Source organism: Streptomyces sp. R-74717 (genome assembly GCF_047305335.1).
Lineage (GTDB): Bacteria > Actinomycetota > Actinomycetes > Streptomycetales > Streptomycetaceae > Streptomyces > Streptomyces atratus.
In genome coordinates this window covers 4573905-4588214 of record NZ_CP102361.1, presented here as the reverse complement: position 1 = coordinate 4588214, position 14310 = coordinate 4573905, and the positions used below count along the sequence as shown (strand labels likewise).

General features: G+C 67.6%; 16 protein-coding genes, 1 tRNA gene and 1 pseudogene. 11 read left to right on the top strand and 7 right to left on the bottom strand.

Annotated elements, in window-relative coordinates; translation table 11 throughout:
* Nucleotides 1-97: 97 nt before the first annotated feature.
* A tRNA-Thr gene (locus tag NRF20_RS20875) sits at nucleotides 98-171 on the top strand.
* 94 nt (nucleotides 172-265) lie between these two features.
* Here NRF20_RS20875 and NRF20_RS20870 read toward each other — a convergent pair.
* Nucleotides 266-1468, bottom strand: coding sequence for a tyrosine-type recombinase/integrase (locus tag NRF20_RS20870; RefSeq protein ID WP_413753071.1), 1203 nt, complete (start codon nucleotides 1466-1468; stop codon nucleotides 266-268).
* The gene (locus NRF20_RS20865; RefSeq protein ID WP_413753070.1) at nucleotides 1468-2085 is read right to left on the bottom strand and encodes a helix-turn-helix domain-containing protein; all 618 of its coding nucleotides are present in this window, start codon (nucleotides 2083-2085) and stop codon (nucleotides 1468-1470) included. Before NRF20_RS20865 ends, NRF20_RS20870 begins: the two co-directional genes overlap by 1 nt.
* An 82-nt stretch (nucleotides 2086-2167) precedes the next feature.
* Between NRF20_RS20865 and NRF20_RS20860 the strand changes: the two genes are divergently transcribed.
* The 10 genes from NRF20_RS20860 (at nucleotide 2168) to NRF20_RS20815 (ending at nucleotide 9123) form a co-directional block, all read left to right on the top strand.
* A complete protein-coding gene (locus tag NRF20_RS20860) occupies nucleotides 2168-2407 on the top strand; it encodes a helix-turn-helix transcriptional regulator (protein WP_413754586.1) in 240 nt (79 codons plus the stop codon).
* A gap of 56 nt (nucleotides 2408-2463) precedes the next feature.
* Complete coding sequence (locus tag NRF20_RS20855) at nucleotides 2464-2982, top strand: hypothetical protein (RefSeq protein ID WP_413753069.1); 519 nt, start codon at nucleotides 2464-2466, stop codon at nucleotides 2980-2982.
* Nucleotides 2979-4019, top strand: a complete 1041-nt coding sequence (locus NRF20_RS20850; RefSeq protein ID WP_413753068.1) for an AAA family ATPase — start codon at nucleotides 2979-2981, stop codon at nucleotides 4017-4019. The genes NRF20_RS20855 and NRF20_RS20850 overlap by 4 nt, the downstream gene beginning before the upstream one ends.
* A gap of 127 nt (nucleotides 4020-4146) precedes the next feature.
* Complete coding sequence (locus NRF20_RS20845) at nucleotides 4147-4350, top strand: hypothetical protein (protein WP_413753067.1); 204 nt, start codon at nucleotides 4147-4149, stop codon at nucleotides 4348-4350.
* Nucleotides 4347-4505: a hypothetical protein gene (locus NRF20_RS20840; protein ID WP_413753066.1), complete on the top strand. Its 159-nt coding sequence runs from the start codon at nucleotides 4347-4349 to the stop codon at nucleotides 4503-4505. The genes NRF20_RS20845 and NRF20_RS20840 overlap by 4 nt, the downstream gene beginning before the upstream one ends.
* Entirely contained in the window at nucleotides 4502-4702 is a 201-nt protein-coding gene (locus NRF20_RS20835) for a hypothetical protein (RefSeq protein ID WP_413753065.1), read from the top strand. Before NRF20_RS20840 ends, NRF20_RS20835 begins: the two co-directional genes overlap by 4 nt.
* Nucleotides 4703-4717: 15 nt before the next feature.
* On the top strand, nucleotides 4718-5641 hold the full coding sequence (locus NRF20_RS20830; protein WP_413753064.1) for a hypothetical protein: 924 nt from the start codon (nucleotides 4718-4720) through the stop codon (nucleotides 5639-5641).
* 1394 nt (nucleotides 5642-7035) lie between these two features.
* Nucleotides 7036-8280: a Twin-arginine translocation pathway signal gene (locus NRF20_RS20825; RefSeq protein ID WP_413753063.1), complete on the top strand. Its 1245-nt coding sequence runs from the start codon at nucleotides 7036-7038 to the stop codon at nucleotides 8278-8280.
* A 2-nt stretch (nucleotides 8281-8282) separates the two neighbouring features.
* Nucleotides 8283-8603 carry a 4a-hydroxytetrahydrobiopterin dehydratase gene (locus NRF20_RS20820; RefSeq protein WP_413753062.1) on the top strand — a complete coding sequence of 107 codons (321 nt, stop codon included), beginning with the start codon at nucleotides 8283-8285 and terminating at the stop codon, nucleotides 8601-8603.
* Between the two features lie 4 nt (nucleotides 8604-8607).
* Nucleotides 8608-9123 (top strand): hypothetical protein, encoded by a 516-nt coding sequence (locus NRF20_RS20815; protein ID WP_413753061.1) that lies wholly within the window; start codon nucleotides 8608-8610, stop codon nucleotides 9121-9123.
* Between the two features lie 85 nt (nucleotides 9124-9208).
* On the opposite strand, the gene NRF20_RS20810 is transcribed toward NRF20_RS20815, so the two are convergent.
* From NRF20_RS20810 to NRF20_RS20790, 5 genes and pseudogenes are all read right to left on the bottom strand, one after another.
* Nucleotides 9209-9397 carry a DUF397 domain-containing protein gene (locus NRF20_RS20810; protein ID WP_413753060.1) on the bottom strand — a complete coding sequence of 63 codons (189 nt, stop codon included), beginning with the start codon at nucleotides 9395-9397 and terminating at the stop codon, nucleotides 9209-9211.
* Nucleotides 9384-9992 (bottom strand): DUF5753 domain-containing protein, encoded by a 609-nt coding sequence (locus tag NRF20_RS20805; protein WP_413753059.1) that lies wholly within the window; start codon nucleotides 9990-9992, stop codon nucleotides 9384-9386. Before NRF20_RS20805 ends, NRF20_RS20810 begins: the two co-directional genes overlap by 14 nt.
* 1228 nt (nucleotides 9993-11220) lie before the next feature.
* Nucleotides 11221-11655: a hypothetical protein gene (locus tag NRF20_RS20800; protein ID WP_413753058.1), complete on the bottom strand. Its 435-nt coding sequence runs from the start codon at nucleotides 11653-11655 to the stop codon at nucleotides 11221-11223.
* Nucleotides 11655-12053, bottom strand: coding sequence for a hypothetical protein (locus tag NRF20_RS20795; protein WP_413753057.1), 399 nt, complete (start codon nucleotides 12051-12053; stop codon nucleotides 11655-11657). Before NRF20_RS20795 ends, NRF20_RS20800 begins: the two co-directional genes overlap by 1 nt.
* A gap of 515 nt (nucleotides 12054-12568) precedes the next feature.
* Nucleotides 12569-14228 (bottom strand): annotated as a pseudogene (locus NRF20_RS20790) (IS4 family transposase); the annotation flags it as partial.
* Nucleotides 14229-14310: the final 82 nt, after the last annotated feature.

Below are 14310 nucleotides of genomic sequence, written 5' to 3'. Positions count from 1 at the left end.
GCGACGCTACCCGGCCATTTGAAATCTGTCAGTAGTTCGAGGGACGCGAAATTTTGGGACCGCGCAGGGAGCGGTGTTGGTTACACTGCTCCGGCATGCCTCCTTAGCTCAGCTGGCCAGAGCAACGCACTTGTAATGCGTAGGTCGTCGGTTCGAATCCGACAGGGGGCTCAAGAGGAAAACGGCTGGTCAACGGCCATATGAGATGAGCCCCCCGGGAGATCACTCCGGGGGGCTCATACACATTTTGTACATACTGCTGCGATCACCCAGGGGACGTGAGCGACGCATCGGCTAGCGCCAGTGCGACCTTCCGGCCCGCGTCCAGGGCGTCGGCGACCTCGTCGAGCCGGTCCGGGAAGAGGTGGCCGTAGATGTTCAGCGTCATCGACGCGTCCTTGTGGCCGAGCATCAGCTGAATCACCTTCACGTCCGCGCCGGCCGCGATGGCGAGCGATGCCGCGGTGTGGCGCAGCTTGTGCGGAGTAATGCCCATGCCTGCCAGACCGGCCGCCTTCACCGCGGGGTCGAAGACTCGGTTGCGGAAGTTGTTGTACCGCAGGGGCCCGCCGTCGGGCGCGGTGAACAGCAGGTCGCCCTGCCCCTTGCCGCGGCCCAGCGTGCCGAGCTCGTCGGCGAACGAGCGGGGAAGGGGAACGGACCGCTTCTCGTGGTTCTTCACCGGGCCTAGGGCCAGTACGCCCTTGACGTCCGTGTAGTTCTGCACGATCCGGATGCGACGCTGCGGGACGAGTAGCCGCCCCGTCTTGATGGCAGACGCCTCCGCCCAGCGGATCCCGCAGTACCCCAGGGTGAGGATTAGCAGCCGGTACTCGTCGGCGGCCAGCGCCAGGCGCTCCAGCTGGTCATAGGTGAGGTAGACGTGCTCGTCCTCGTCGTCTGGGCGGGGGAGCTCATGGTCGTGGCATGGACTGCTGGAGATCCGCTTCGAGAAGACGGCATGCTTCATCACCATGGACAGCACGCGGTACGCCTTGATGATGCGCGCCGGCCCCAGTTTCCGCCCCGACTTGCCGGGCTTCGTCTCCAGCTCGGTCAGCCACGCGGAGACGTCTTCCCACTGGATCGCGCCGACCTGCCAGTCCCCCCACTTCGGGATCACGTACAGGTCCAGCAGTTCCCGGTAGTCGTGGCGGGTTGTCCGGCCGATCTTCCGCTTCGACGTGAACCACTCCTCGGCGACCAGCCGGGCCGCGGCCTTTCCGGACTTCGGGTCGCGGTACGAGCCCTTGTCCAGGCGGGCCGTGATGGCGTGCATCTCGGCCTCTGCCTGCGGCAGCTTCTGGAACGTCGCCGCCTTCCCCTTGCCGTCCGGCCCGTACCAGCGGACGCGCCAACGGCCAGGTGGCTTCCGCTTGCTTCCCTCCCGCTTCGCGGCCTGCCACGCCTCCATGGACGCGCGGTAGTCCTTGTGGGTCTCCCGATCCTCGATCCAGACTCGCGCCATCAGTCACGCTCCGCGGCTGGCGGATAGGTCTTGCTCCACACGGCGGTGCCGTCATCCATGGTGACGCGGAAACGGCGGAGGGTGCCGTCAGGGTGTCGCTCAACCTTCATTCCCTGCGCCTCAAGACTGTCCGCCATCATGTGGCTGGCGACATCACTCTCAAGGAATCGACGACTTGCCTTGCTGTCGATGTCCGACTGGCCCCCTGTACGCGGCCGCGACCACAACGTGTACTCGAGCAGGGCCTGGCCCTTATCGCCGGGCGGGATGACCAGCGGACGTTCGCCGTCTGCCCACTCCCAAGCGGTTGACGCGGGAACCTCGCCAGCCCCGGTCACCGACACTGTTCCCTCGCGCGTCAGCGGCAGCAGTAGCGCGGACGGTGAGACGCCCAGCACGACAGCCATCGCGGCCAGGTCTCCAACATCGACGCGGCGCTCGGCTCGCTCCACCTTGGCGATGGCCGATGCAGCGATGGGCCGACCGGCTTTACCGAGCAGGCGGGAGAGGTCGTAGGTCGACCAGCCGCGGGCCTCACGGACCCTGCGCACGTTGGCTGCGACGTGCTGGCCGGTGGGGTCAGTGATCTGCGTGCGAGGGCGGGGCTCAGGAGTCATACCCCAGAGCTTACGACTCGCGGGAGTCTCCAACGGCCTCAAATGGTCTGCTACTGTCACTGTCATGGCCCGATTATCGCTTGTGGCGAGTCGGAAAACAACTCACGTGAGGTGGGAAGTGACTGACGCACTGCTTAGCCCCCGACAGGTGGGGGAGATCTATGGCTTCAGCGCGGGAACCCTGGCCAACTGGCGCTGGACAGGAACCGGCCCCGACTACATCAAGACCAGCCCCGGCAAGGGCGGGCGTATCCGGTACAAGCGGAGCGCCATCGAGGCATGGCTTGACGAGCGCACCGTCTCGGGAGGCCAGGCGGCATGACACGGAACGCAGAAACGCCCCGGCGGGTATCCGGGGCGTTTCAGGAAAGTCGCGCTGTGGGCGCATGGCCCATCGTCGCACAGCTTCGGCGACGCCGTGAAGCAGCCGATCGGTGCGAGCCGCTCGACTGCGGACACCGCGACCCGATGGACTGCCACAACGAGGGGCACGGGCCGTCGCCCGAGCTCATCGAGCTGGCCGAGCACATCGAACCCGGTGACATCGTCGCCCTGTGGGCCGAAGCGAAGTCGCTGTTCTTCGCCAAGGACTTCCCGCCCTACGCATCCAAGGAGTGGCGGGAGCTCCACCCCGATGACCCTCGCCGGCTCGCCGGAGCACTCGACGCCGCCGAGTCCTGGCGAAAGTACGGCACCGAAGTCACCGGGTGGCTCAACGACGCACTCGCGGTCCGTACCCCCATCTGGCAGCGACGCAACCGCGCCGAACTCGACAAGGCCGCCGAGCCGAAGCCGTCCCACCAGTTGCGGGCAACCCCTGGCTGGCCGCCTGTCCGAGTCCCTGGCGGCAACGGTCGCTACCTCACCTATACCTACGAGAGGGGGATGGCTGCGTGACCTACCCCAACGTGGCACAGTTCCCGGCTCCCCAGCATCCGCCGGATGACATGTGGGATGAGCCCTCCGAGAACCCAACGCAGGCACGGCTTGCGCAGCTGCGTAGCGCCCTCGTCGACTCCGCCGGCCTTGACGAGATCGAAGACCCCGTTCCGCTCATTGACGGCATCCTCTACCTCGACTCGCTTGCTTGGATCTACGGCAAGCCCGGTTCCGGCAAGTCATTCGTCGCCCTCGACTGGGCAGGATGCGTCGGCAACGGCATGCCCTGGCAGTACCGCGAGGTACACAAGGGCCCCGTGCTGTACCTCGTGGCCGAAGGCGCATCGGGAATTCGGCGCCGCGTCCGCGCCTGGGAAGCGGCATTCCATCAGCCGATGGACAACGTCACCTTCCTGCCTGTCGCCGTACAGCTGCTCCACGGAACAGACCTGCAAGCCCTGCTGCTACTCGTTAAAGACATGGCCCCTTCTCTGGTCGTCATCGACACGCAGGCCCGGGTGACTGTCGGAGCCGACGAGAACAGCAACGGCGAGATGGGGCGAGTCGTCCACGCCGCCGACGCCATCCGGCAGGCCAGCAACGGATGCGTGCTCATGGTTCACCACTCCGGCAAGAGCGGCCTCGACCTCCGCGGCGCCTCTGCGTTCGAGGGTGCAGCAACCAGCATCATCAAGGTCACCAAGGACGGCGAGTACGTCGAGGTGCACAGCGACAAGCAGAAGGACGTCGAGGACTTCGCCACCGTCTTTCTGCGCATGCAGCCCGTCGAGCAGTCGGCGATCCTTGCGTCTCGCAGCGCCACTCCGGACGGCGAAGAGATCAGCGGCAACGAAGAGAAAATTCTCAGGGCCATGCGCGAGTCGTTTGAGACGACGAGCGCCAGCGCCGCCCAGCTGATCGAGGTCAGTGGTGTACCCCGGGCATCCGCCTACCGCGCACTGAATTCGCTGGTCAAGCGCTCAGCCATCCGCAACATCGGCACCGAGAAGCGCCCCATTTACAGTCTCCCCGCCAGCGTGGGGAGCGCCGCCTGATGAACCCAAATTCTCACTCGTCTCACGCCGTCTCACGAGCCGGTGAGAAGTCTCGTCTCGTCTCACCCCCCTATGGGGTGAGACGTGAGACGAACGCTGAGACGTCCCGCGAGACCGGAGGCAGCAAATGACAGTGCAAGCCCCTGCGAGCGTCCGCTCTCTTGCTGCCGCCTACACCTGCGGCCACTGCAACAGCGAACCCGCCCAACTGACTCAGGACACATCCGGCGTCTGGCGCCTGGCGATCGGCCACGACGCTGGGTGCCCGGTCCTCACGGGCGCCGTACCCGACACCCCCGATGTCCTCCGAGCCATGCAGGAGCACCAGTGAACGTCGACGACGTCGTGCGGCACCGCATAGCCGAAGCGCGCCGCAAGGACGAGCAGAAGAAGCGGCGCCGGGCGGAGCTGGCCGAGCGCCGCCGGTACGGGCTGCAGGCCCGGCATGCCGCGAAGGTGCGCCGCTGGGACAAGGAAGCGACGTGACCCGCCGTGCCCGCCGTCAGCGCATGGGCTACTGCGGCGCCTGCGCCCGCCCCGTACACCGCGGCGCGTACCTCCTGTGCAGCAAAGGCTGCGGCGCACGCCTCTGCCGCGGACACGGACGCTGCACAGCAGCCCACAACCCCCAGTGCCCCAACAACACCCGCGACTTCACCGACAGCCCGCAGACCGCGGCCTGACCCAAGGAGACCCACATGCCCGTAACCGACAAGCGCGCCCGCGAAATCGCCCGCCAGCTCGGCCACGCCATCCCCGAACCCGAGCAGGACGCGGCGCCCGCCGAACTCGCCGCCATCGCCGAGCGATACGGGGTCCGCCCCGAACTCCTCGCCGGCCGCAGCCGCACCAACGCCGAAGACCTCGCCGCAGCCATCTACCAGCACACCCACGGCGCCCCCCACCAGGCGCCCGCCGTACCCGGCAACGCTGAGCAGGCCAGCCGACTCCCCAGCCGAGAGCAGGCCCGCGCCGCAGAGGCCGAAGCCCGGGAAGCCGCGGCGATCGAGGAGCATCCCGACGTTGTCGCGGCGCACCAGGCCGCCGAGCAGGCCGCCGTCACCCTCGCCGACCTTGAGCGGCAAGTCGTCGAAGGCGACGACGACATCACCGTCGACCACACCGGCAAAGCCCGGGAAGCGGCACGCTTCGCACAGCTCAAGCTCAGTGCCGCGCGGCGCCGCGTCCGGGACCAGCGTGAGCAGGAGCGGCAGCAGCAGCGGGCCGCAGCCGTCGCCCAGGTGCGGACCAGCCTCACCGAGACGCACGGAGAAACCGTGCTCGACGAACTGCGGGGCACGGCGCTCGACAGCCTCACCGCGTACCTGGCCGCCATCGACGCCCGCAACAACGCGCTGCGCCAGGCATACGACACCCTGCGGAACATCGGGACTCCGCGGCACGACAGCAGCCACTTCGCCGACGCTGCCGGGGACGACACTGCTCTCCTCAGCTACAACGCCGTGCAGCTCGACGGCCGCGAGTACGAGCCGCTGCAGGCCGAGAAGCTCGTCGACTACCTCGTGTGGAAGGCGGCCCGCAACGCAGGTGTGAAGGCGGCCGGCGGCAAGGACATCCGAGCCGAAGCGAAGAACACGATCATCCCGACCTACTGGAAGTAGCCCACAGACCCGGCGTCAACGGCACCGTGCGCACGCCATGGCAGCACACGGACCGATGGTGGTGAGCGGCACCTCAGCCCCTCCTCGCCGCACTGACCCACCAGCGCCGCAGCCCCGAGGACCGCGCCACCCCGGCCGGCCCTCGGGGCACCTTGCGTCACCAGTACCAGCAGCAACGCGACGGCAGCACCGAGGAGATGAGCGCGATGACAGCGAACCGGGATCGCGCGGGGGCCTGTCAGTCGCCCTGGACTCCGGCCGACGCGGCCGATCCGGTGTGCTCGCCCTCGCTCGCCGGGCACCGAACGGCAAGCCTATGGCGTCACGATGCGTGACCAGCAGGGGCGCCAAGGGGTGGGGTGCACCCCCTCTGACCTGCTCATCCCGACCGCAAGCGTATAGGCGCTGCCCTTGGCTACGGGTCTGGGACTTTCAGACCCGCACTTCGGCTACCGAAAGTGAGCACACTCCATGTCGTTGATCCCCGTTCTGACGGACCGGATGCGTTCCGCCTACCGCTCGCCGCGTCTGGTCTGCGCGCGTGCCGACTGCGGCCGGCAACTGCCGCTGCAGGCCCACCAGGGCAACCCGCGGAAGTGGTGCAGCGACGCCTGCCGGGCACGGGACTACCGCGCCCGGCGCGCATCCGCTAGCAGTACCGCCTGAGGAGAGACCCCTGAGCCCGCCCGCGGCCGATCGGCGTGATGGCAGCCGCGGGCGGGAGTCAGCTGCGCCAAGTCACCCCGGGGCGGTCCCATGACGGGCGGGCGAACCGGGCGCAGTGGTCACCCTTGTGCCTCTTCTCGCGGGTGCAACGCGCTTTGGTCTTCGGGTCCATGTCCCAGCAGTAGCAGGGGATCTTGTCCGTCGATTCGGTCTTCATCGGCGGGCCGCCCGCCACGTTCGGCCGAGCCGAACCCTCGTGGGGCAGGCCGCCCCTGCGCAGCAGGCTGCGCAGGTCATGGTGTGGCCGAGGAGCGCCTTGTACGCAGCGTCCGGCGAGGGTTTCTTCAGGGTGATCACTGGCGGCCTTTCCAGCAGGTTTGGCAGCAGCGGGGAAACCAGCGGGCCGAGGTGCCATCGACCGGGCGCGGCCCGAGGTCGTGAGCCGCCCCGTTGGACAAGGGTGCGACGCACCAGACGCAGTTCGCGCCGCGCTGCTGCGCCGAGGACAGCGACGCCAGCGGCGGAAGGTCAGTCACCTCGTTGGTCATGCGGGTTAGCCCCCGGCTTAAGTCGATTGAGGGGCATTCAGCCAGTTCGCTGTACGCCTTGCCTTTGCCCCCTGATGATGTGCGTGCACGGTGAGCAGCGAATAGGTCGCCGGATGGCCACGTGTGGCCATGTAGCGGCCACGGCCGGAAGCGCGAGCAATGACGCCCCAGACTGGACCCATGAGCCGTAACGACGCGCTACGGGCGGCCCGCTTACGCAAGGGGTGGCGCACCATCGAAGCAGCCGCGACGGCCATCACGGGGCACGGGCAACAGCTGCTCGACGACCACCAGTTCACCGTCTCCGCCCGGACGTGGCGGCGCTGGGAAGGCGACCGCCCCGGGTGGCCGGCCGAGGAGACCGCGATCGTCGTTCACGACGCGCTCGGCCGCTGGCCGGAGGATCTCGGGTTCACGACCCCGCCGGGGTGGATCCGGCCCGAGCACCACGAAGAGGAGCAGGTGCGCCGCCAAGCATTCGTCTCCGTCACCGCCGCCGCGCTCGTTGCGGGACCGGTCGCGCCGCAGCATGTCGACCCGGCCCTGATCGACTACTTCCAGCAGCAGTTGGAGGGCCACTACCGGGCCGACATGTTCCTCGGCCCACACGACCTGATCGGCCCCGTATCCGCGCAGTACCAGCTCATCGACAAGCTGGTCCGCTCGGCGAAGGGTGATACCCGCCGCAGTCTCCTTCGCGTCGGCGCTGCCTACGCGGCGCTTGTCGGCTGGCTGTACCAGGATGCTGGGGACATGGACGGCGCGGCCTTCTGGCGCGGCATCACCCAGGAGGTTGCGACGCGGTCCCGTGACCCGCACGTCATTGGCTACTCGCTCGTCAACCAGGCCCAGGTACGCACCGATCTCGGCGATGGACACGCAGTCGTCGACCTGTGCGAAGCCGCGCTAGACGACGCCGACCGGCTCGTCCCGAAGGTGCGCATCATGGCCATGCAGCAGCAGGCCCATGGCGCCAGCCTCGCCGGTGACCGCGAACTGGTGGATCAGCTCATCGACCAGGCCGACCTGCTGCTTCCCCGCGTAGACGATGATCTGCCCTGGGGTAACGCCTGCCGCCGAACCCCCGGCTACCTCGAAGTGCAACGGGCCACCTGCTACGGGCGACTCGGTCTCGGCGCGGAGGCTGGCGCCCTGTGGTCGCAGATCCTCGCCATCGTTCCGGAGACCGCGCGCCGCGACCGCGGGGTGTACATGGCTCGGCAGGCGACAGCTGCGGCGGCTGCGCGGGAGCCGGATCAGGCGGTGGAGATCGCCCGGACCGTGGCGACGATCGCGGCAGAGACCCGCTCGGCCAGGATGCGCAGGGAACTGGTCACTCTGGAGCGGGCAATGCGGCCGTGGCAGGATGCCCCGGTCGGCAGGGATCTTGCCGAGATTCTGGAGCCTGTGACCGAGGGGAGCTGAGCGTGACCAAGGGACTGGTGCCGCTGACGGACGGTGCGATCGAGGGACGGTTGCTAGAGGTCCCGGGCTGGTCCCGCTTGGGCGACGAGATCACTCGAACGTTCGGGATTCGGTATCACGGCGGCGTCGCAATGATCGTGCATGTCGCCGACGTTGAGCGGCTTATTGGGCACCACGCAGACATCGACCTGCGATGGGACACCATCCGCTTCCAGATGACCACTCATGACGCCGGGTTCAAGCTCACCGAGGCCGACTTCGACCTAGCGAAGCGCATCGACCAGATCGCGGCAGCCCACGGGGCCCAGCCCATCGACAGGTGATGCGATGAAGACGGGCGAAGGTTGGTTCGCGGTCTGGCCTGTTGTCGCATTCTTCTTGGGTGGTTTGGCCACGCAGGTTTCAGCGTGGCTGGGGCATCGCCGACAGCGCGCTGAGCGAGCTGAAGACGCGGTGGCCGAGGTGACCCGCCGCCGTGAGGAATTCGAGTTGGCTCATCTGGTCGAATTCAACGGCCTCCTGCGCCGCTACGTGGAGACGTACCTCGACCTGGCCCTCGTCGTTGATAGGCACCGCGAATCACAGACAAGCGACGGCATCACTGCTGCCAGCGAGGCGCTAGCCGCTGCTGAAGGGGATGTCCTGTCGCAGGTGGGGTTCATTCTCGATGACGATGTCCGACGCATTGCCGGATTGGCTGTAGACGCTGTTGAGACCGCAGTGAGCGCCAAGCTGGAGGCGAGGGTGCCGGACGTCGCACCGATTGCGGAACCTGTGAATCGCACCTATAGGGCCGTGTCGGCCCGTGTGCGCGAGATCTATTCCGGCCGGGCAAGCGACTGAGAGCCTCCAAGAAGTGGTGGCCGTGGTGCCCCGGACGCACGAACACGCCCCCTGCTGGCCGTTCAGGGGGCGTTCGGGGTGGTTGCTATGCGTCGTGCTTGGCCCAGTCCACCAATGCGGACCAAGCGGCTGGCTGGAGTTGTACCCGCGGCCCTTCCCGGCGCTTTGAGTCTCGCACCAGGATGGCGCCCGGTGGGCGGGCCACCTCTACGCAGGCTCCGCTGTCGGTGTAGCTGGACAGCTGCCAGATCAGGCCGTCGTCATGCTGTCGCAAGTCGGTTCCTCGCTGCCTCGATCATGCGAAGCGACGCCGCCGGACTGACGGCCCGCTGCTCAACACGATCGTAGGCAAGTGAGTAGGCGAGCACCCCTTCCGGCCGCGAAGTCACCGCTGTACCGGTCAAGTTCTCTGTGACCACCGACCGCTGCTGAGGGGCCTGATACTGCGTGAAGGCGCCAGTTAGCCCCGGATGGGTGGCAGCCCTGGACGGCAGAACTCGTACCTGCAGGGACGGACGGAGCGCGAGGAGCGCAAGTAGGTGGTCGAGTTGGTCGGCGATGATGGCCGGCCCGCCGACAGGCCGAGTGAGAACTTCCTCGGCGATGACGAACCGCGCTGTACGCCCTTCTGCGCGCCCCAATGTGTCGATGCGGGCCGTGCGGGCAACTGCGCGACGGTAGACGTCCTCCGGGGCGAGGGCGGGCGCTGACGCGGTAATTGAGGCGCGGGCATAGTCGGCGGTCTGGAGCATCCCGGGCATGAGGGTGGGGTGCCATCCGTGGATGGTCTCGGCCGCGGTCTCGATGGCGAGCAGCCGCTCCAGGTGCTCGTCGAGCGAGCCAGGTTCGGGGGTGGGCTGGGTGGTCACGGGTTCCCTCTCTGGGTGGTCTGAGTCGTGGTGTCAGTGCTCGGTTCAGCGCCGGGTGTCAACTCACGCGCGCACACGCATTGACCTAAGAAAACGGCCCCATTCCGGGGCCGCTGACACCGTTCTGACACCCGTTCTGACACCCGTTCTGACTGTCAGCGGGGCATTCTGGGGTGTCAGAACGGTGTCACCGCAGGTCAGAGGGGGTGTCAGTGCAGATCAGCCGGGTGTCAGGGGGCGTCTAAGGCCCGGCAGTTGCCCGGTTTACACCCGGCGGAGACCCGGCAGGGAGCGGAGCCTCTTGGATGTTATGCAAGCAGTTCGCCGGGGGTCTGCCGTGTAGTTGCCGGGTCTGCGCCGGGTGCCTGCCGGGAGTTTAAGGCCCGTCTTTGGCCCGCCTGCGGTCGACGAGCAGACCGAGATCTAGACGGGGCATAGTCGGCCTGTAGGCGGGCGATAGTCGGGGTCCAGGCGGGTTTCCACTGTATGGATAGCCCCGTCGTTCACTCGTTCATTCACCCACGGGACAGGTGAACATCCTCTGTGCTACGCGCGCACGTGCGCGCACACGCGAGCGGGCGCGTTGGCCGGCCGACGGCTCACCCGGACGGCTTGAGCCGAGCCGTTGAGCCATTGCGGACACCCCGTCCTGGACCCGTCTACAGGCCGTCTTCGACCCGACTATGACCCGTCTAGGGTCGCGGGCGAGGTAGAACCGTAGACGGGCCAAAGACGGGGCATAGACGGGTCCAGGCGGCCCATAGGCGGGTCCAAGACGGGTCACGGCGGGTCACGGGTCTGACCTGCGGGGTCACACCCGGGTCACGCCCCGTGTCACGGCCGTGACACCCGACTTAGGCGGGGTCAGGCCAGGGCGCCAAGAGCGACCGCCAAGTGGCGGCCGTTCCTGGCGCCAAGAAGCAGGCAACGATCCGGCTCGCTCTTGTCGCCAAAACTGGCCCCTTCTTGGCGACAGCTCGAACCATGAGTTGTCGCCAAGAAGGGGCCTAGTTGGCGGGCTTCCTGGCGCCAAGTGGCGCGGCTAGCGGGCCGTAGTCGTCGCGCCAGTTCTGACAGTCATGTGACTGTCAGGCCCCGAAAATCGGCAAAGTCACCTGACACCTCTATAGGCCCCCCGCCAAAGTCAGGCCCTGACTGTCAGGCCGCATTCTGACTGTCAGACGTCACCCAATGCGGCCGCGGTCACAGTGGCCCCGCCGTGGCTGAGTCAGGTCAGAAGGCGTAGCGCGATGGCGCCCAGCTGCTCCTGCAACGAGTCGATGCGGGCTTGCATCAGCGCCATGTCCGCAGCCATCTGCGCCACTACCGGATCGGCAGCAGGGGCCGGCTGAGGATGCGGGCTCGGCGTGGGCGCCGCGGGTACCGCCTTCGGCGCCGCGGGTACCGGCTCGCCCTTCCGCTGCAGAAGGTGCGCGAACCGCTCAACCACTGCCTGTCGCGCGCCCTCGTAGGCGTCGTCCAGGACACGCTGCATCTGGTTGCGGGGCACGATCGTGCGGTCGGAGTGCCAGCCGGCCACCGTGCGCACCGCGATGTCGAGGTGCTCGGCGAAGGCGTCGTTCGTCATGCGGAACGCCCGCTGCAGGGTGACGGCCGTCTCGGCGGTCCACGTGTCGATGAAGGGCCGTTCGGTGACGGACATCAGACGTTCCCCTTCGGAGCCATGTACGGGTAGGCGCGGTCGATGGCTCGGTACTCGGCCCGGATGTAGTCCCCGATCGACGGGTCATCCAGAAGTTCGGCGTGGGTCTCGGCGTCGTGCTGGATGGTGAACGGGCTCTCCATCGACAGGGACAGTTCGACGCTCTGGCGGATGTACGCCACGTCCCAGGTGTCGGGGTTCTCGCCGCTGGCGCCGCAGGCAAGGTCGAGCGCGATGGCGAGCATGTCCCGGGTCATGGCGACCTTCAGGGTGACGACTGCCCGGACGTCTTCCCCGGGAAGGATGTCGTCGGGGTCCGAGACGCCGAACACGTAGTCGGTCGGCGTGGCCGGCGGGAGGTGTACCGACCGGCCGTCAGACAGGGTATGAATGCTCATGGTTCTGCCCTTCCAGGTGTGGGCCACTGGCGGGCTCCGGGGTGCGATCCCGGGGCCCGCGTGGCGTTACCGGTGGAGTGCTTCCCGACCGTGCGGGAAGCGGGTTGTACGACCCCCGGAACCCGTGTGGGTAAAGGGCTCCGGAGCGGTGGGGGGACTTGCGATGCGACCTGCGGTCGAGCGCCCGAAAACAGGTGGGGGCTAATGGGATTCGACCTGCGGTTTCGCACCCCCGAAACGAGGGGGCATTTGGATCGCACGCTGCGATGTCTTACGGCTGTGTCGGCCCGTCATACGGGGTGACGGAGAAGCCCTCGATGCGAGGCTCGGCACCCTCCGGGACGACGCCCTGAGACCACGTATTCCGGTACGCCCAGGCGATCAGCGACACCGCGTGCTTCACGGCGTCCGACGCTGTAATACCGGTCGACATCATCACGGCCAGGTCGTCATACAGCTCGTCGTCGACGCGAACCGACAGGCCCTTGCCGCAATGCCGCGTAGTTAAGCGGTTCCGGGCGCTTGCAAGGGGTGTTGACCTGCGGACTCGCCGGATGGTCGAGGCGATGTCGCCCAGGCGGAGACCAGTTCGTACGTGTCCTTGGCGGTTCTGCGGAGCATGCCGTCCTTCACCCACGTCGAGAGCTGCGTCCATAGGCTTTTGATGTTGGGGCAGTTGATTGCTTGAGCGATCTCGTGGGATCGCCACGGGCGGTCCGGGGCGGTCCGCAGGAGATCCAGGACGAGGGTCTTGCGGCCCGGATTAACGGGAGGCCGGTCGGGCTCGGGTGGCGGCAGGACGGCCTGGTGGACCGCGATGTCCAGCGAGACGATGTCCTGGCTGACGGCGGGGCGGGGGTCAGCGGAGTTGCCGGGGTAGCGCGTCATGGGGCACTTCACCTTGCGGGCGCTGACGCGTGCGCGCCGAGGCGGCAGTAGATCAGAGAGCACGGCGTGCCCGATCAGCCCCGGGTCGTCGATGCGGTCAAGGGCCGGCAGGATGCCTCGCGCCGATGTCACCTGGTCACGGGCGGTTTCGAGGGCGACGGTGAAACTGGCGCGGTCGGGGTCGATGCCGGGAACTGACTCGACGGCTTCCGTCATCGCCCGTCGGAGGGCCTGATAGGCAGTCAGGATCGCCCAGAGTTCCTGTTCGAGGCCGAAGGGGTCGCAGGAACGCAGAACTCGACCGCGCAGGAGCGTGTGCCGAAGTGCGTAGAAGGCCGACTCGATCTCCCAGCGTTCGTGGTAGAGCCGTACGAGCGCGGCGGCCGGGTCGCTATGGGGGTCGAGCAGGGTGGTGGCCAGGCGGTAGCGGTCGTGGATGCGCTGGCCGTCGCGGGTGGTCACGGTGATGTCCGCTTCGATGACCCGGAGCTGGAGCCCGCCGAGGCGGGTGAGGTAGGAGCCGTCAGGCAGGACGGCGATCACAGCGGGCTTGCGGTTCGAACCGAGGCGGGCCAGGAGCTGGGCACCGGTCTTGGCCACGGCTGTATAGAAGTTGTTGCCGTCGAAGCCCCGGTCGACCAACAGGAGCATCGTCGGAGTCAGCAGGTGCATGAGCCGGGCGGCATGGGTCGACTCCCCGGTGCTGGTGGGGCCGAAGACCGCGCCGAGCAGGCCACGCGTCCCCGTCTCGACCAGGGCGGTCAGCCGCAGGGCGGGATAGCCCGAGATGCCCCAGCGGTGCTTCGACTTGCCGAACAGGTTCCGGATACGCGGCTGGTCAGGGGCCTTGAGCGAGCTGCATCCGTCGAAGGCGACCGTCCGCCACGAGCGGTAGCACGTGCCGTGGGTCCCAGGGCGGGCGAGCGGCCCGGACACCGCTTCGAACAGCGCCTTCAACGGTGCCGGCCCCAGGCGGCGACGCAGGTCGCGCAGGGCCTTCTCGGAGGGACGGTGCAGCGTGAGTCCGTGCAGACCCGCGGTGAGCTTGCCCCACACCCGCATGTATCCCAGCGACGGGAACAGCGCCAGCGCGAGGAGGAAGTAGATGCCGACCCGGGAGGGAAGATGCCGCAGGCGGCGATGCCCTGATCTGGTCTCTTCCAATACGGCGTCGGCGAGCTCGAAGGGGACGTGCTGAGTCAGCTCGCCGAGGTGTCCCGGTGCGAAGGGTCCGGCAGCGCAGGTGATGGCATGGGTGAGCGTGGTGGTGGCACACTGATCGGGCAACGGGACCTCTCGTGCAGGAAGACCTTGGACGGCTTCTCTGCTTTACCGGAGGTCCCGTTCTCATGTCTGGTGAATCCGCAGG